The organism is Gemmatimonadaceae bacterium, assembly GCA_036496605.1.
Taxonomy (GTDB): domain Bacteria; phylum Gemmatimonadota; class Gemmatimonadetes; order Gemmatimonadales; family Gemmatimonadaceae; genus AG2.
In genome coordinates, this window is the sequence record DASXKV010000002.1 from 69,156 (window position 1) to 85,799 (window position 16,644).

Annotated in this window: 16 protein-coding genes; 4 read left to right on the top strand and 12 right to left on the bottom strand. The window is 63.3% G+C overall.

Annotated features, from left to right (window positions below; genetic code table 11):
- Positions 1-2: 2 nt before the first annotated feature.
- Genes VGH98_00720 through VGH98_00730 form a run of 3 tightly spaced genes read right to left on the bottom strand, consistent with a single transcriptional unit; the run spans position 3 to position 3,188 of the window.
- A complete protein-coding gene (locus tag VGH98_00720; protein HEY2374469.1) occupies positions 3-929 on the bottom strand; it encodes a UbiA-like polyprenyltransferase in 927 nt (308 codons plus the stop codon).
- Positions 926-2,440: a menaquinone biosynthesis decarboxylase gene (locus VGH98_00725; protein HEY2374470.1), complete on the bottom strand. Its 1,515-nt coding sequence runs from the start codon at positions 2,438-2,440 to the stop codon at positions 926-928. Before VGH98_00725 ends, VGH98_00720 begins: the two co-directional genes overlap by 4 nt.
- A gap of 7 nt (positions 2,441-2,447) precedes the next feature.
- Positions 2,448-3,188: a class I SAM-dependent methyltransferase gene (locus tag VGH98_00730; GenBank protein HEY2374471.1), complete on the bottom strand. Its 741-nt coding sequence runs from the start codon at positions 3,186-3,188 to the stop codon at positions 2,448-2,450.
- 94 nt (positions 3,189-3,282) lie between these two features.
- Here VGH98_00730 and VGH98_00735 point away from each other — a divergent pair, with 94 nt between their 5' ends.
- From VGH98_00735 to VGH98_00750, 4 genes are all read left to right on the top strand, one after another.
- Positions 3,283-3,891 (top strand): sigma-70 family RNA polymerase sigma factor, encoded by a 609-nt coding sequence (locus tag VGH98_00735; protein ID HEY2374472.1) that lies wholly within the window; start codon positions 3,283-3,285, stop codon positions 3,889-3,891.
- 144 nt (positions 3,892-4,035) lie between these two features.
- Complete coding sequence (locus VGH98_00740) at positions 4,036-4,626, top strand: hypothetical protein (protein ID HEY2374473.1); 591 nt, start codon at positions 4,036-4,038, stop codon at positions 4,624-4,626.
- Positions 4,627-4,628: 2 nt separating this feature from the next.
- Positions 4,629-5,807, top strand: a complete 1,179-nt coding sequence (locus tag VGH98_00745; GenBank protein ID HEY2374474.1) for a hypothetical protein — start codon at positions 4,629-4,631, stop codon at positions 5,805-5,807.
- Positions 5,808-5,827: 20 nt separating this feature from the next.
- Positions 5,828-6,658, top strand: a complete 831-nt coding sequence (locus VGH98_00750; protein HEY2374475.1) for a LiaF domain-containing protein — start codon at positions 5,828-5,830, stop codon at positions 6,656-6,658.
- Between the two features lie 6 nt (positions 6,659-6,664).
- Here VGH98_00750 and VGH98_00755 read toward each other — a convergent pair whose 3' ends face one another.
- From VGH98_00755 to VGH98_00795, 9 genes are all read right to left on the bottom strand, one after another.
- On the bottom strand, positions 6,665-7,417 hold the full coding sequence (locus VGH98_00755; GenBank protein ID HEY2374476.1) for an SAM-dependent chlorinase/fluorinase: 753 nt from the start codon (positions 7,415-7,417) through the stop codon (positions 6,665-6,667).
- A gap of 1 nt (position 7,418) precedes the next feature.
- Positions 7,419-8,828, bottom strand: a complete 1,410-nt coding sequence (locus VGH98_00760) for an MATE family efflux transporter (protein ID HEY2374477.1) — start codon at positions 8,826-8,828, stop codon at positions 7,419-7,421.
- Between the two features lie 21 nt (positions 8,829-8,849).
- Complete coding sequence (locus tag VGH98_00765) at positions 8,850-9,965, bottom strand: Mrp/NBP35 family ATP-binding protein (protein ID HEY2374478.1); 1,116 nt, start codon at positions 9,963-9,965, stop codon at positions 8,850-8,852.
- A gap of 48 nt (positions 9,966-10,013) precedes the next feature.
- On the bottom strand, positions 10,014-11,039 hold the full coding sequence (locus tag VGH98_00770; GenBank protein ID HEY2374479.1) for a bifunctional oligoribonuclease/PAP phosphatase NrnA: 1,026 nt from the start codon (positions 11,037-11,039) through the stop codon (positions 10,014-10,016).
- Positions 11,040-11,119: 80 nt separating this feature from the next.
- Positions 11,120-12,682 (bottom strand): amino acid permease, encoded by a 1,563-nt coding sequence (locus VGH98_00775; GenBank protein HEY2374480.1) that lies wholly within the window; start codon positions 12,680-12,682, stop codon positions 11,120-11,122.
- Positions 12,683-12,947: 265 nt separating this feature from the next.
- Positions 12,948-14,501 (bottom strand): IMP dehydrogenase, encoded by a 1,554-nt coding sequence (gene guaB / locus VGH98_00780; GenBank protein HEY2374481.1) that lies wholly within the window; start codon positions 14,499-14,501, stop codon positions 12,948-12,950.
- Positions 14,502-14,557: 56 nt separating this feature from the next.
- Positions 14,558-15,013 carry a DUF1232 domain-containing protein gene (locus VGH98_00785; GenBank protein ID HEY2374482.1) on the bottom strand — a complete coding sequence of 152 codons (456 nt, stop codon included), beginning with the start codon at positions 15,011-15,013 and terminating at the stop codon, positions 14,558-14,560.
- On the bottom strand, positions 15,013-15,438 hold the full coding sequence (locus VGH98_00790; GenBank protein HEY2374483.1) for a hypothetical protein: 426 nt from the start codon (positions 15,436-15,438) through the stop codon (positions 15,013-15,015). The genes VGH98_00785 and VGH98_00790 overlap by 1 nt, the downstream gene beginning before the upstream one ends.
- Before the next feature lie 175 nt (positions 15,439-15,613).
- Positions 15,614-16,531: a D-Ala-D-Ala carboxypeptidase family metallohydrolase gene (locus VGH98_00795; GenBank protein ID HEY2374484.1), complete on the bottom strand. Its 918-nt coding sequence runs from the start codon at positions 16,529-16,531 to the stop codon at positions 15,614-15,616.
- Positions 16,532-16,644 lie beyond the last annotated feature (113 nt).

A 16,644-nucleotide genomic window follows, 5' to 3' on the forward strand; every position in this document is an offset into this window, starting at 1 on the left:
GTCTATCGTCTCCAGCCCAACAGCAGCAACGGCCGGATTCGTTCGGCGAGCACGAAGAACAGGAGCGTGATGCTGAGCATGCCGTTCATCATGAAGAATGCGGCGTCGAGCTTCGCGAGATTTCCGGGATGCACGAGCGAATGTTCGTAGAGGAGAATCGCCGCCGCGATGGCCAGGCCGCACCAGTACAAGACGCCGAGGTGCGCTCCGAAGCCGGTCAGCGCCAATGCCGCAATCGTCAGAACATGCAGCGAGCGCGCGATATAGATCGCCGAACGCTCGCCCACTGCGGCGGGAATGGAATGCAGTGCGTGCGCACGGTCGAAACCCTCGTCAGGCAGCGCGTACAGAATGTCGAATCCGCCCACCCACGTCGTGACCGCGGCCGCCAGCGCGATGAGCACCCACCACGGCCTGCTCCAGCTGCCGGCAACCGCGAGGTAACCGCCGACCGGCGCAATGCCGAGCCCAGCGCCGAGTACGAGATGCGACCATCGCGTGAATCGCTTGGTGAAGCTGTAGCCGAGCACCCACAGCACCGCGAGCGGCGAGAGAAACAGGCACAATGGATTCAGCGCCGCCGCACAGACGACGAAGACCGCGATCGACACGACGACGGAGACCCAGGCTTCCTGCACCGACAATACGCCGCGTGGCAGCTCGCGCATCGCCGTGCGTGGATTCTTTGCGTCGATGTGACGGTCGACGATCCGATTGAACGCCATCGCCGCGAACCGCGCCGCGGTGAACGCGAGCACGACCCAGCCGATGTCCGCGAGTCGCAACCGATGTCGATACGAAGCCAGCACGACGCCGATCAGCGCGAACGGTAGCGCGAAGACCGTGTGCGGCAGCCTAACGAGGTTGACGAACGCGACGAACCGGGACGTCCCGCTGAACGTTTGCCCTTCCTGCGCGCGACCGATCATGGGCGCTCTCCCCCTCCCGCTTTCCCGGCCCGTTCCGCATCCACTCCAAGCTCACTCCACATTCGATCCACTCGGCGCTTCGTCTCGTCGTCCATCGTGATCACGTCTGGCCATTCGCGCACGAAGCCCTCCTCGGGCAGCTTTCGCGTCGCGTCGAGACCCATCTTCGATCCATACGTGAAGGCGCGACTCGAGTGATCGAGCACGTCCATCGGCCCCATTGTAAAGCGCGCGTCACGCTGCGGATCGATGTTGTTGAGAGCGACCCACCATGCCTCACGCGGATCGCGCACGTTGACCCAGCCGTCGACGATGATCAGGACCTTGGCGAGCGACATCAGCCCCTGGCCCCAGAGCGCATTCATGACCTTGTATGCCTGACCCGGATACTCCTTCTTGATCGAAACAAATACGAGATTGTGAAAGATCCCCTCGGCCGGCATGTGATAGTCGACGATTTCCGGAATCGTCAGCTTGAGCAACGGCAGAAAAATTCGTTCGGTCGCGTGCCCGAGATAGAAATCCTCCATCGGCGGACGGCCAACAATCGTGCAGGGAAAGATCGGCTCTTTCCGCATCGTGACCGCGGTGATGTGTACTTGCGGATATAGATCGGCAAGCGAGTAAAAGCCCGTGTGGTCGCCGAACGGCCCCTCGGTTACGAGCGGCTCGGCGGGGTCGATGTATCCCTCGAGCACGAAGTCGGCCTCGGCGGGAACCTCGAGATCACAGGTGACGGCCTTCGCGAGCGAAACGGGCTTGCCGCGTACAAACCCAGCGAACAGAAACTCGTCGACGGTCGGCGGGAGTGGTGCGCTCGCCGAGTACATCGAGGGGGGATCCGCGCCGAGCGCGATGCAGACATGCATTCGCTCGCCGCGTTCAGCCATCTCGCGCCAATGTGCCGCACCAACTTTGTGACGCTGCCAATGCATCGCAAGCGTCGTCTTGCCCGTCTGCATGATGCGATACATCCCGACATTCCGGATGCCGCGCCTCGGATCGCGTGTGATGACCATCGGGAACGTGATGTAGGCGCCCCCATCGTCGGGCCAGCACTTCATCAACGGTAGCCGATCGATATCCACGTCTGCGTCGCGCCAGACGACCTCCTGGCAAGGCGGCGTTCCCGAACGCACACGCGGTGGAAACCGGCCCGCCTCGAGAAGACGCGGCAGCAGCGCGAGCTTCGCGACGAAGCCCTCGGGAACTTTCAATTCGAGCAAGCTCGTTATACGCGCGCCGATTTCATCGAGGTCGCGCACGCCGAGGCTCGTCGCCATGCGGTGCATGGATCCGAAGAGGTTGATGGCAACGGGGTAATCCGATCGCTCGCCACTCATCAGTACGGGGTGCTCGAAGAGGATGGCGCGGCCGCCGTCAGGTTGTTTCATGACGCGATCCGCGATTTCACATGCCTCGCGGTCGAGCGACACTGGCCTCGTAATGCGAACCAGCTCTCCAGCGGCATCGAGCGATTCGACGAACGCTCTCAGCGTATCGAGGGTCACGGGCAATTCATTTCTGGCCGACGTGGATCGCCGCGATGCCAAACGAGAGCGACGTCCAATGCACGTTCGCGAAGCCCGCCGCGCGCATGCGCGCGGCCAGCTCCTCCTCCGCCGGAAACTGAGCAACCGACGCAGGTAGATATCGATAAGCGGTGCGATGCCCACTCACGATCCCGCCGATAAAGGGAAGCACCCGATGGAAGTACAAGTGATAGACGGCCCGCATCACCGGATTCCGGGGCGTCGTGAATTCAAGAATCACGAAGCGAGCTCCCCCGCCAAGCACGCGATGCACCTCTCGCAGTGAAACGTCGAGATCACTCACATTTCTAATACCGAAAGCGACAATCGCGCCGGCGGTGCTATTGCTGGCGAGTGGGAGATCGAGTGCGTCCGCCACGAGTGGCGAGATCGCGCGCGAGACTTTCTCGCTTCCCGCGCGCAGCATTGGCTCGGCGAAGTCGGCGCCGACGACGCGCCCCAGGAACCCTGGCTGGCCTGCCAGGGCTGCCGCGACGTCGAGAGTGCCCGCGCAGAGATCGAGATAGGTCGCGGCCGGCGCAGACCGCCAATTCAGCGCCGCAATTGCGCGCCGGCGCCAGAGCCGATCGATATTGAAGCTGAGGAGGTGGTTGAGAAGATCGTATCGCGGCGCGATGGCCGAAAACATCCCGCGGACGAAATCGCGCTTCGTCTCGCGATCGGCAGTCAATACAGCATGCTCGGTCGCCATTTGGTTGATCGGCATCGACCAAAGTTCACCCGTGCCGTAGACGCAAGCAAGCGCGCCAACGCACTCTCGCGCTGGATGCCGGATCACCGCGATCTTACTTTCACCTCGGATGACCACGGCGCTCGATCTCACCAACCTGCCGGACGCGGACGTCGTTGCCCTCGCGCAAGCAGGGCGCGAGGCCGCATTCCGCGAGCTGATTCGCCGTTATGAGCGTCCGGTGTTTTCGCTGATCTATCGCATGATTCGCGACCGCGAGCTCGCCGAGGATCTCGCTCAGGACACGTTCATCAAAGTCCTGAATCACATCGATCGCTACCGGCCGGAGTTCAAACTCTCGAGTTGGTTGTTCAAGATTGCGAACAACGTCGCCATCGATCACCTGCGGCGACGGCAGCTCGATACGATCAGTATGGACGGCTCGCCGCACGCAGCAACGGCCGACGCAATCGAATCGACTTCATTCGAGATCACGGTCCCTCAGGAATCGCCGCTCGATGAGCTCGAGGCCAAGGAGCTGGGATCGGCGATCGAGCAAGCGATCGCCCAGCTTCGTCCCGAGTATCGATCCTGCATACTGCTGCGTCACGTGGAGGGACGCTCCTACGAGGAGATCGCGACGACCCTCGATCTTCCCCTCGGTACGGTGAAGACCTACATCCATCGCGCGCGGCACGAGCTCAGGCGCGCATTGGAGCACCTGAAGACGGAGGATTAGGACTCCATGTCGCCTCGAAAAAAGTTCCACGTTTTCGGTGAGGTCTGTGCGCCCCCTCACTGTCCTTCGAGCAGTGCAATTTTGCCGCGAAAATTCCGTGTTCTTGCCTGAAACCCATCCGCACGCCAGCGCGTAAACCTCTCCGTGAATCACCGTCATCTTCTCCCGACTGAGATCGACCTCCTCCTCGATGACGAGGAGGGTTTTGGCGTTGCCCCCCTCAAGGCTCACGTTCGTTCGTGCCCGGACTGCACCGCCCGTCTCGAGGATGCCCGACTCGTCACCGATGCCGTCGAGGAGCTCGAGCACTTCGCGCCCTCCTTCAGCTTTGCCGACGCTGTTATGACGCAGGTCCCGGTCTTCGTGCCTTGGCACGTCGCGGCTCGGGACGCCGTCAAGGGCTGGATGCCCGGGTCGCGTCCGGCGCGCGTGGCTGCCCTCGCCGTGGCGACGTCCGTTGCCTCGGTACTCACCGTCGCGATTCTCTGGATCGCCACCCAGACCGATCTGCTCGTCTTCGCATCTGGTGTTGCGGGAAGTCGCCTACGTGAGCTCGTGATGGACGGTGGACGGGAGGCGGTGGCTAGCCTGTTCGGATCACAGACCCTTTCCCTCGCGGCGCAAGCTGGTAGTGTGGGGATATTCCTATTGTTCGGCGGATTCCTGGCCATTGTCGCGATGGCAGCGTTCGGTCTGCAGAGGATGGCCCTCGCTTCGAGCCGAAGGCGGGCATAGTCATGGGGCGTTCCATCAGCGCGGTAGCGACCTCGCACGTCGTCGCGCTCGCGCTCGTTGGCGTATGCGCATCGGTCGCGGCGGCGCAGTCCGCTGCGACCACGCGAACGGCCGGTCCCGCCGCAGCCTCGCAAGGTCAATCGCAGCAGCCCCTCAGCGAGCGACTCCGTCGACAGATCGAGCAGATGCGCGCCCGGCCCGAGGGCAGTCGTTTTCCGCCCGCCGACAGCTTTACCGTTGGTCCGCGCGCGATCACGCAGACCGCTCCTGCGAGCGGTCGTATTGCTATTGCGGACGGATCGCTCGACGTCTCCGGTCGCGTGGATGGAAGCGCCTACGTCCTCAACGGCGACATCGTTGTTCACAGCGGCGGCGTTATCACTGGTGATGCCGTCTCGATCGGCGGTCGTGTGCTGATCGATGGCGGTCAGATCGACGGGGAGCGTGTCACGCTGAGCGCGGCCCCAACCGAACCGGTGCGCGCCGCGCAGCAGAGCGTTCCGCTCACCACGTGGCAGTCGATCAAGCTGGTGCTCGGTTGGTTCGCCGTTCTCGTGATCATCGGGCTCGGTGTGCTGATCTTCGCGGAGCCGCACATGGACGGCGTCGTCGAGGCAATGGAGGGCAGCTTCGCCAAGGCGTTCTGGCTGGGCGTGCTCGGCGAGATCATGGCGCTTCCAGTCCTTGCGTTGCTTGTCGTTGGCCTCATCCTCACTCTGCTCGGAATCCTGCTCGTTCCCTTCGCAATCGTTGCGTACGGTATCGCGCTCGCGGGCTTGCTCGCGCTCGGATTCCTCGCGGTCGCTCGACTGACGGGGAGTTTCTGGGCCCGCTCCGATGCGACGTCGTCGAACACGCCACGTGGGGCCAATCTGCGCGCCCTGTTCATCGGGCTCGTGCTGTACATGGGGCTCTGGTTGCTCGCGGCCCTCTTTACCTGGCAACCGGTTGCCGGCGCCATCCTTCGAGGCATCGCGCTCGCCGTGAGCTGGGTAGCGGTCACGGTTGGCCTCGGCGCCGCGTTGCTCTCGCGAGCAGGTACCAAGCATCTTGGCGTGCGCCCTCGTGGCGCAGCCGCGGCTCGACGGCCGGCGCCAGACGACCTCGCATGGCAGACGCCGACGCCGGTCACAGGAGTCACCGCCGCCCGTCGGCCAGCGACCGCAGTGAAGGACGCCTAGTGCGCGCTGCCGCTCGGCTCATGCCCGCACTCGCGATGTTGGCGATACCTCTGACCTCGTCGCCGGCGCAATCGTGGCGTACGGTCGAATCGGCCCGGCAACTTCGTGATTCGGTGCAGCACAAAGTGCGCGTCCAGTACGGCGCCGGCCGTATCGACGTCGGCGCTACCAACGCCCCCGTGCTTTACTCGATGTCGTTGCGCTACGACGAAGCGACGACGACTCCGATTCACCTCTACGATGCCGCGGCGCACACGCTGACCCTCGGCGTCGATGGTGAATCCGGGCACTTCGGCCGCAACATGGGCGACAAGTCGAAGGGTGAGATGCGGCTTTCGTTGTCGCGTGCTGTCCCGATCGATCTTGGATTGGAGCTTGGCGCGACAAAAGCGTCATTGGATCTCGGCGGGTTGAGTCTTACGGGGTTGCGTCTCGACTCTGGTGCGAGCGAGACCGTGCTCGATTTCTCGACGCCGAATCTCTCCCGCATGCGCTCAATCGAGATCGATGTGGGCGCGGCCAGTTTCGAGGCAAGAAACCTCGGGAACGCAAACGCGTCTCGAGTACATGTCGAGGGCGGCGTCGGGAGCGTGGAGCTGGACTTCGGCGGACAGTGGACGCAGGACATGTCGGTCGACGCCGATCTCGCGTTAGGCAAGCTGACCCTGCACGTGCCGCGTGACGTTGGCGTCCGCGTGGAAGTGCAGAAATTCCTTGCCTCCTTCGATCAACAGGGCCTCGTGAAGCGCGGCGACGCCTATTACAGCGACAATTGGGATCAGGCGAAGTACCGCCTTCGACTGCGCGCCCAGACGACCTTCGGCGGCATCGAGCTCGATCGCGCCAACTGAGTGGCGTCAGGACGTCGAGCGGAAAACGACAGGGCTCCCTCTCGTTAAGTTCAGCTGTTTCGCGGCGCTGCCATCGCGGACAGCGACCTCGATGAGTCCCGAGGAGCCGACGATGGCGAGCGCCGTGCCAGGCGCCACCTCGCCGTACGTTCGACGGAGCGGAAGCGCGGCGCCGGCGGTCTCGATAATCCCGGCGCGCAGCCCGACCAGATTGGTGATCGCGTTACCGAATCGATCGATGCCGATCACCACACCAGCGAGTACCCCCTCGTCGATGCGCTGCGGTTCCGGCGTGCGACGGATCACCGGTTGCCTTGCGGTGTCTCCGAGAGTCTCGATACTCGCGCCTAACGCGAGTGCTGCCGCCGCCGGCGCGAAAACATCGCGTCCGTGAAAGCTGGCCGATGCAGTTCGCGGCACGGCCAGACTCACCGCACACGCGTCGGCCGTGAGCAGTGCTGGCGACAGTACGCCATTGTCGGGGCCGACGAGCAATCGATCGGCGCTTTGCACCGCTAGCGCGGCGCGCTCCGTACCGACGCCCGGATCGACGGCTACCAGGTGCACCGTCCCGGCCGGAAACCGGCGCCAGACCCGCGCGACTGTGAAGCGCGCCGCCTCGACGTCTTGCGGCGGGATGTCGTGCGTGATGTCGACGAGCGTCACTTCGGGAACGCGCGCCAGCAGAACGCCCTTGATCTCGCCCACGTATCCGTCGGCGGTGCCGAAATCCGTGAGCAACGTGATTATCGGACGCATCTCAGATGGATTTGCGCTTCCAGCGTCCGAGTCGCCAGAGTCCCATCATGCTTACCGCGCGGCCGATCGCCGTCAGTGAAATCGCCCACCAGATGCCCTCACTGCCCCAGCGATGTGCCATCACCGGAACAAGCGGCACGCGCGAGGCCGTGAACGTCGACGACGCGATCATCGGTGGCAGTGTCTCGCCCGCACCGCCGAGCGCGCCCTCGAGTACGATCTCCGCGCAGATGCCCAGCTGCGAGAACGCTGCGATCCTGAGGTAACGTGCTGCCTCGGCGATCACTGCGGGATCGTCCGTGAAGAGCCTCGCGAGCGTCGGGGCGTAGAGCAAATCGGCGATGCAAGCCACAAGGCCAAGCACGGAGCAGAGCGCGACGGCCAGCCAGCCGGCCCGCTCCGCGCGTTTGACATGTCCAGCGCCGAGATTTTGCCCAACGATCGCCGCGGTGGCCGCCCCGAAACCCACGCCAACCATGAAGAGCCAGCTCTCGACGCGGTGACCGATTCCGAGAGCCGCAAGCGCGGGCGTGCCAAAGCGCGTCGCTGTCCGCGTGACGACGATGTAGATGATGCTAAACACAATGCCGGTCACGGCCGTCGGCAGGCCGACGCGACAGACCGCGGCGATCGATGCCCATTGTGGGCGACGCAGACGCAACAGACCGCGCCGCATGGCGATGATCGCGCCCATGGCGAAGGTCGCGCCCCGCGTGCACACGCCGGAGATGGCCGCACCCGCGATGCCTAACCGTGGCAGCGGTCCCCAGCCGAGTATCAGGGCTGGATCGAGGACGAGTGTCACCGCCACTGATACGATCAGCAGAACGAACGGTGTCCGTGTGTCACCAGATGCCCGGAACGTCGCATCGATGGCGAAGAAGCCATAGATGAGCGAGATACCGGCCAGATACGTCCCCAGATAACGCAAGCCGAGTGCGGTCACCGCCGGCGGCGTTTGCATCGCGACGAACAGCGTGCGCAGAACGGCCAAGCCCACAATCGTCACGGCGAGCCCCAACGTCAGCGTGAACAGGAGTGCATCGCCACACACGCCTGCCGCCACGTCAGATCGTCCCTCCCCGTGCCGGCGGGCGGCAACCGCTGTTAGGCCAACGCCGATCATCTCGGCGAGCGCGACCATCATCCAGATCCAGAACAGAGATGTGGAGACCGCGGCAAGTCCGTCCGCGCCGAGGCGTGTACCGACCCAGAACGCATCTACCGAGGCAAACAGCGTCATCAGAAGCGACGATGCCACCGCGGGAAGAGCGACCCTCGCGATCGTCTTGCCTAACGAATCATGAATGAGGTGCGCCGCCGTTCGATTGTCGGCAACTCCAACCGGTGCGAGCCCGTCTCGTGGATCGAGCGGAATGCTCGCAGACTCGACGACGTCCGTGGACGTCATCGGCGTCCAGCGCTCGCGCGGTTAATGGGCCGCGGCGTGCGCCGCCTCGCGCACTCGCTCCGCGACATGCACGAGCGCTTTTGCCGCGGACGACGCGGGCTCGGCGACCACGATTGGTTGCCCCTGATCTCCGGCCTCGAGAACGCGAGGATAGAGCGGAATCTGACCGAGAAGCGGCAACTCGAGCGACGAGGCGAGCCGTTCCCCTCCTCCTGACCCGAACAACGCCGACGGCTTACCGCAGTGCGGGCACTCGAACCAGCTCATGTTCTCGACGATTCCCAGCACCGGCACGTTCACCCGCTGGAACATCTTCGCACCGCGCAATGCATCGCCGACCGACACTTCCTGTGGCGTGGTGACGATGATTGCTCCATGCACGTTGGTGGACTGCACGAGCGACAACTGCGCGTCGCCCGTGCCTGGCGGCATGTCGACGACGAAGTAATCGAGCTCGCCCCACGCCACGTCGCGAAGAAACTGCCCGATGATCTTCATGATGATCGGTCCGCGCCAAATCGCCGGCTGCTCCTTCTCGATGAGAAAGCCGAGACTGATGACCTTCACGCCATGCGCGGTGAGTGGGATGATCTTCTCGTCGATGACCGACGGCGGCTCGTCCACACCCATCATGCGCGGCACGTTGGGTCCGTAGATATCAGCGTCCATGAGGCCGACGCGCGCGCCTTGCGTAGCAAGGACAACGGCAAGATTCGTCGCAACTGTCGTCTTGCCGACGCCTCCCTTCCCACTCGACACAGCGATGATCGTTCCGAGGTTCGGGTACGCAACCGGAGTGGGCGCCGAAGGACGCGGCGCCGCGGCCGGTCGCGATTCCATCACCGGGAGTATTCGCTTCGACGAGGCGGTAGGTCGGGCAGGTGTCTCCGACGGCGCCGTCGCGTCTCGCACGTCCACGCGCACTTCCGTAACGCCTTCGACACGCTCCAGCGCCTGACGAATATCCCGGGCGAGCGTCGGGTCGTCGCTCGCCGATAGCAGCAGCGTTAGGCGAATACGTCCGGCCGACGACGTCGCGATGTCGCGCACTTTTTCCGCCGTCAGCACGTCTGCGCCGCTGCGCGGATCGCGAATGCGCGCCAGCGCGGATTCTACTCGCTCGAGAAGGGAAGACATTCGAAGGACAGTATCGGGTGTCAGTTACAAGGTACCAGTCGCGCGAGCTCAGCGCGTGCAGCCGAGGAAGTTCTTTGCATCGCTCACGACGCGGTCGCGCACTTCGTCGAGTGTACCAGGAACGAGCGCGCCGGAGGCTTTGACGTGGCCGCCACCACCAAAGCGCCGCGCAAACTGGTTCACGTCTACATCGCCCGTGCTGCGAAAGGAGATTTTCACCTTGCCGTAGCCAAGATCGCGGAAAAAAATTGCCAGGCGCGTGCCCGCGATCGATCGAGCATGCTCGACGATGCCGTCCAGATCCTCCGATCGCACGCCATGTCGCTCCAGGGATCCCGCCTGCATCGTCAGCCACGATACGCCGCACGGCTCGTCGACGCCGAGGCTGCCGAGCACTTCGGCGAGAAGCCGCACACGACCGGCGGGCGCCGAGGCGTAGACGCGCTGATACATCTCCTCGGGATCGACGCCGCGCGACAGCAGCTCGGCGGCTATCGCGTGACTCCGCGGCGTGGTGTTGCTGTAGCGAAACGCGCCCGTATCGGTCAGTATCGCCACGTAGAGTGACCGCGCGATCTCCGGCGTGATCTCGAGCTCGAGCTCGCACGCGAGATCGTACACCAACTCGGCCGTCGCACACGCCTTCGTATCCGCGAGCACAATGTCGCCGGCGGGATCGTCCGAGGCAACGTGGTGGTCGATGACGATCTTCGGGAGCGTTAGGCGCCGGACGCTCTCCGTGAGATTGCCCAGCCGCTTCACGTCGCTGATGTCGGCGACGAGCAGAAGATCTGTCCCAGCGAGTGCGGCGCTCCCCTTGGCCGTCTCGTCAATGACATCGCCGCCGAGCAGGAAGTCGAACAGTGATGGCCACGGAGTGGGGTTGACGATCCGGCATCGCAGCCCTCGCTGCGCGAGGAGTCGGACGAGCGCTGTCTCCGACCCGCATCCGTCGCCATCGGCATTCATGTGCGTCGAGAGCACAACGCGCCGTCCATGCACGAGCTCGCGCGCGAGCCGTTGAATGGCGGCCCGCCGCTCGGGCGAGATGCGGAGATAATCAGTGTGTTCCACGACGGCGACGTCCCCTCCTCCCCAACGCAAAGCGGCGCCCGGTGTTCACCGGGCGCCGCCTGAAGATAACCTCGCCTGAGTCAGTCAGCCGCTGCAGCCGTCATCGAGTCGATGTTGTCCTTCACCTTCGAGTGTTTCTTGCCATAGAGGAAGTAGATAACCAAACCGATCACCATCCAGACGATGAGTCGAATCCATGTGTCGCGCGGCAGACCGTACATCATGTAGCCGCAGATCAGGATGCCCAGAATCGGCACCACGGGCACGAGCGGCGTCCGGAAGGGTCGCGGAATGTTCGGCCGCTGATATCGGAGAACCATCACGCCAAAGCAGACGATCACGAACGCCAACAAGGTGCCGATCGAAACCAGCTCTCCGAGCAGACCGATCGGGAAGAATCCGGCGACCGCAGCGGCAACGACACCCGTCACGATTGTCGTGACGTAGGGCGTCTGGAACTTCGGGTGAACTTTCCCGAAGACCGATGGCAGGAGTCCGTCACGCGACATTGAGAAGAAGATACGCGGCTGCCCCATGAGCATGACGAGCACCACGGATGCGAGACCGGCGATCGCACCGATGTTCACGAAGAAGCCCAGCCAGCGCAGCGATGGGGCTTTCGAGATGGCGATGAACACCGGCTGCGGAACGTTGAGGTCCGTGTAGTGCGCCAGGCCCGTCATCACCAGTCCCATCAGGATGTACAGCACGGTGCAGATGCCTAACGAAGCAAGAATCCCGATTGGCATGTCGCGCTGCGGATTCTTCGCTTCCTGGGCTGCTGTCGAGACTGCGTCGAAACCGATGTAGGCAAAGAACACCACGCCTGCCGCCCGAACGATTCCGCTCCAACCGAAATGGCCGAATTCCCCGGTCGTATTCGCGGGGATGAACGGGTGCCAGTTGGCGGTGTTGACGAACATGAAGCCGAAAGCGATCACGAGAAACACGATTGCCAGCTTCAGGAACACGATGAAGTTGTTGAATCGCGCCGACTCCTTGATGCCGATCACGAGCAGCGTCGACATCAAACCGATGAGGATGATCGCGGGAATGTTGATGACGCCGTGACTGAGGACATACTTGCTGGTATCACAGACCTGACCAGCGGTGAGCGATATCGCCTGGTTCGTCGCCGGGTCGATACAGAGCGCCGAGCGAACCAGAGTGTGGGTCCCCTCGACGCTGAGCGGAGCCTGGGTGTATGCCAGCGGCAGCTTGAGACCAAGCTCCGACATGAATGAGGCGAAGTAGCCAGCCCAACCTACGGCGACCGTCGCGGCACCGAAGAGGTACTCGAGAATCAAGTCCCAGCCGATGATCCAGGCGACGAGCTCACCGAGCGTCGCGTATCCGTACGTGTACGCGCTTCCGGCGATCGGGATCATCGCTGCGAACTCGGCGTAACAGAGCCCCGCGAAAAGACAACCGACACCGGCGAGGATGAACGACAGCACGACGGCCGGACCCGCGTACTGCGCGGCTGCGGTACCCGTCAAAACGAAAATGCCGGCACCGATGATGGCTCCGATGCCGAGCGTTGTCAGGTTGAGCGCGCCGAGTGCGCGCTTGAGCGTGTGCTGTCCTTCGGTCGCGGCCTCCTGTTGGAGGAGGGAAATGCTCTTCGTCGACCACAAACCCATGGTGGTTTTCTCCAGGGAGGTGCGAAGTCGTCGCGGCAAAAGGGCGCCGCAGTGAGGGGGGAAACCGTTCGAGATTTACGGCGAACGATTCATATCGCAGCGCATGTGTTGTATACAGCGGCGCAACGCGTGAAGTTCGCCGCTCGCGGGGCGGCTTGTCAAGGAGGCGGGTCGTTGCGGGTATTGGTCGCTGCCAAAAATTGAAGCCCGCGAGCGATGCGCGCGGGCCCACCGAACCAACCAACAACCAGCCACCAACGACCAATCACAAACTGTAGTTAGGCGCTTCTCTCGTGATCGTCACATCGTGCGGATGCGACTCGCGAAGTCCGGCCATCGTTATGCGCACGAACTGCGTCTCCGAGCGGAGAGCGTCCACGCTGCTGCAGCCCACGTATCCCATGCCGCTCCGGAGGCCACCGACCATCTGGAACAACACGTCGCCGACCGGCCCCTTATACGGCACGCGACCCTCGATGCCCTCGGGAACCAGCTTCCGAGGTGAAAGCTCACCCTCCTGGAAGTAGCGGTCTGCGCTGCCGTCCTGCATCGCCGACAGACTGCCCATGCCGCGCACCATCTTGAATCGGCGACCCTCGAGCAAGAACGCCTCGCCAGGGCTCTCTTCGGTTCCGGCGAGCATCGATCCCATCATCACGCTCGACGCGCCAGCCGCGAGCGCTTTCACCGCGTCGCCGGAGTACTTGATGCCGCCATCGGCAATCACCGGAACATCACCGGCTCCCTCGACGGCTTCGAGAATCGCCGTCAGCTGAGGAACGCCGACACCGGTGACGACCCGCGTCGTGCAGATCGAGCCCGGCCCGACTCCGACTTTCACCGCGTCGACGCCACGCTCGACGAGCGCTTTCGCACCTTCCCGCGTCGCCACGTTGCCGGCAATGAGCTGCACTTCCGGGAATCGCTGTCGAATCTCGGCGGCGGCTACGAGCACCGCTTCGCTATGGCCGTGCGCGGTATCGATCACGATCGCATCGACACCCGCTTCGATGAGCGCCTTCCCGCGCACCACATAGTCGCCGGTGCTACCGATTGCTGCGGCGACACGCAAGCGACCGTACTGATCCTTGTTCGCATCAGGATACTGTCGGCGCTTGTGAATGTCTTTGACGGTGATCAGTCCGCGCAGCGTGCCCGTGTCGTCCACGACCGGCAATTTCTCGATTCGATGTTTCGCGAGAATCTCTTCCGCCGCGTCGAGCGTCGTCCCGACCGGCGCGGTCACAAGTCGATCGCGTGTCATCGCGTCGCGAAGCTGACGATCGAGATTGCGTTCGAACTGCAGATCGCGATTCGTGATGATGCCGACCAGCTTCCCATCTTCGTCGACGATCGGAACGCCGGAGATGCGGAAGCGATTCATGAGTGCATTCGCCTCGCGCACGGTGTCGCCGGGCCGCAGCGTGATCGGGTTCAGGATCATTCCCGATTCCGAGCGTTTCACCCGATCGACTTCGGCGGCCTGCCGATCGATTGACATGTTCTTGTGTAAGACGCCAATGCCGCCGGCGCGCGCCATGGCGATGGCCATCTCCGACTCGGTGACCGTATCCATGGCCGCGGAGACGAGCGGTACGCGCAGCTCGATGCCGCGTGTGAATCGCGATGATATGTCGACATCGCGTGGATGTGTAACCGAATGGGCAGGTACGAGGAGGACGTCGTCGAACGTCAGCGCGACGTCGATTCGAACGCGGGTGGCTGCCTGCTCGTCGGGAGCGTCCTTAATACGCGAAAGCCCGCTGCCTCGTCGATCGCGAGGCGCGGGCTGAGACGGAGGTCGAGTTGTGGTCGCCATGGCGAAATGTAGGCGCGTGCACTGCGGTGTGACAGTGCCCGCAGTCACTTACTCATTCACGATCGGCCGATGACCCGAAGACGACGTCGGATGCGACGCGGCAAAAAGAACGCAGCAGCCGCCAGCGCGCCCTGGAGATTGAGATCGGCGAGATCCTCCGCCTCACCGCCCCAATGATCGAGCAACACCATCCGTCCAGCGTTCGAGATCAATCGCTGCAGCGCGATCACCAGCAGATACACATCATCGACTTCACCAATGAACGGAATGAAATCCGGAATGAGATCGATCGGAGTAATGATGTATGCGATCGCACCGAAAACGAGCACCTTGTCAACCAACGCAACCCGTGGATCGGTAATGAGGCCGAACAGCAGTCGGAGGAAGTTCGGCAACTGACGGATGTAATGCAGGACTGTTCGCTTCGCACCCTTACGGGGAGCGCGACGTACTGCGTCTTCGTCACCAGGTGCACGCTCCGGCCGCGGCCGTCGTCGTGTTGCCGTTGCCATCAGAGCTTCTCCTCCCCGCTGCCCGGAACCTTGGTGTCATGTGCTGGCGACGACGCCTCGGGATTCGTCGTACCATTTCCTTGTGTCGGCGAGGACTGCGATGGCGTCTGGCCTGTCGTCGTCGATCGCGTCGCGCTCACGATATCGTTCGCTACCGAACGGCCTGCCGCGAGGGCTCCGTTCAGGACGTTCGCCGCGCGATTCATAAGGCCCACTGCTTCAGCGATCGTAGACGCCGAGACCTTCCCCGCGCGAAGTCGGTCTTCGACGGCCTCGGTGAATCGTGTGAACGGAGTCGCGACAGCCGGCTGTCGCTCGGCGTAGCGCGATTCCAGAAATTCGACGTAGTCTAGTATCTGATAACCACGCTCGTCAGGAAGCGTGTCCAGCTTTCTGAGGATACGTTCGCGAAGATGCTCGTTCATTGACGGCGGTCCTTGGAAAAAAGTTCACACAACTCGGGGGGCCGCACCGAATCACATGGGTGCGAGCTTCATGCCGAAAATCAAAAGTCGTCGCACGAGACCACGCGACGACTTCATCCTCAACAAGGCCGCGCCATGCTCGACCAGCGCGACTGGACCCGCGACATCTCGCCAATCATCCGCGCCAACGCGAACGATGTCCACGAGCATCAATGTGCACATAGGGCGTACGGTAGCGATCGCTCGTATAGACACCAAGTCCGCCGACGAGATCCGGGTGCGATTCCTCGACAGAGTCAACGGCATTCACCACGATCCGACTGTCGGCACGCGTGATTCGGCCATCGCCGTCGGCATCGATGACAACGTCCGCGGCATCGCCGTACTGATGGCGGCTGTCACGCGCGGCACGCTGCACTTGCGCGTTATGCGCCGGTGTGCGGAAGCCGGAGTGAACGTCCAATGCTACCATCGAATCCGCCGGCACTCCGCGCATCTTTGCCACCTGCGCAACAACCAACTCGAGCTTGTCGAGTAAACGCGGATTGAGCGCGACATACTTGGGCCACACGTCCGTCTGCGTGTCATGCGTCAGGAAGTCGCCGAGATGGAAGTGCTTGCTGACGCTGAGCTGGACGTCGCCAGGCTGCACCTCGATGAAGCCGTCGGGCGCATCGTCATCCCGACCGAACCGCTCGGATAGATACGTGCCGATCTTGTAGCCATTGAGCACTCCAGCGGATTTTTCCGCGAACGGCACCATGACCGCTAGCGTCGGCTCGGTGACACGCTCGGTGTCCATGGCCATCGAGTCCTGCGCCGAGCGGTGCAATAGCATCAGTTGGTAAAAGCCGGGCCGCGTAGGAGCTGCGATGCCGCCGGCCAGCGGCCGTGGCTCGGTCACCGGAGCGGATCCCGAGGCCGGCACCCACTCGTACTGAAATCCGGTTGGGTCGCCTGCCACGGCGAGTGGAAATTCAACGCGACGACCCGGGAGAGCGAAGCGGAGCTTCAACTCGCGACTCGTGCCGAATGCGTCGATCGACGCCCATGCCGTAGGGCCAACGAATTGTGCGAACGGAGAACGCGGCATTTCCGGAGCGTGGACGAATTGCATCGCTCCAATGGCCGCCACGCCAAACAAGGTGCTAGATGCCCAGGCCGCGCGACGCCCCGATTTCCGCTTTGTCGATGTCGAGGGTGCCG

Excerpts from the sequence above, each read along its gene's own strand:
- VGH98_00720 (HEY2374469.1), bottom strand. The coding sequence starts at position 929 with ATGATCGGTCGCGCGCAGGAAGGGCAAACGTTCAGCGGGACGTCCCGG.
- VGH98_00730 (HEY2374471.1), bottom strand. The coding sequence starts at position 3,188 with ATGCCGATCAACCAAATGGCGACCGAGCATGCTGTATTGACTGCCGAT.
- VGH98_00735 (HEY2374472.1), top strand. The coding sequence starts at position 3,283 with ATGACCACGGCGCTCGATCTCACCAACCTGCCGGACGCGGACGTCGTT.
- VGH98_00745 (HEY2374474.1), top strand. The coding sequence starts at position 4,629 with ATGGGGCGTTCCATCAGCGCGGTAGCGACCTCGCACGTCGTCGCGCTC.
- VGH98_00750 (HEY2374475.1), top strand. The coding sequence starts at position 5,828 with ATGCCCGCACTCGCGATGTTGGCGATACCTCTGACCTCGTCGCCGGCG.
- VGH98_00755 (HEY2374476.1), bottom strand. The coding sequence starts at position 7,417 with ATGCGTCCGATAATCACGTTGCTCACGGATTTCGGCACCGCCGACGGA.
- VGH98_00760 (HEY2374477.1), bottom strand. The coding sequence starts at position 8,828 with ATGACGTCCACGGACGTCGTCGAGTCTGCGAGCATTCCGCTCGATCCA.
- VGH98_00765 (HEY2374478.1), bottom strand. The coding sequence starts at position 9,965 with ATGTCTTCCCTTCTCGAGCGAGTAGAATCCGCGCTGGCGCGCATTCGC.
- VGH98_00775 (HEY2374480.1), bottom strand. The coding sequence starts at position 12,682 with ATGGGTTTGTGGTCGACGAAGAGCATTTCCCTCCTCCAACAGGAGGCC.
- guaB (HEY2374481.1), bottom strand. The coding sequence starts at position 14,501 with ATGGCGACCACAACTCGACCTCCGTCTCAGCCCGCGCCTCGCGATCGA.
- VGH98_00785 (HEY2374482.1), bottom strand. The coding sequence starts at position 15,013 with ATGGCAACGGCAACACGACGACGGCCGCGGCCGGAGCGTGCACCTGGT.
- VGH98_00790 (HEY2374483.1), bottom strand. The coding sequence starts at position 15,438 with ATGAACGAGCATCTTCGCGAACGTATCCTCAGAAAGCTGGACACGCTT.
- VGH98_00795 (HEY2374484.1), bottom strand. The coding sequence starts at position 16,531 with ATGCCGCGTTCTCCGTTCGCACAATTCGTTGGCCCTACGGCATGGGCG.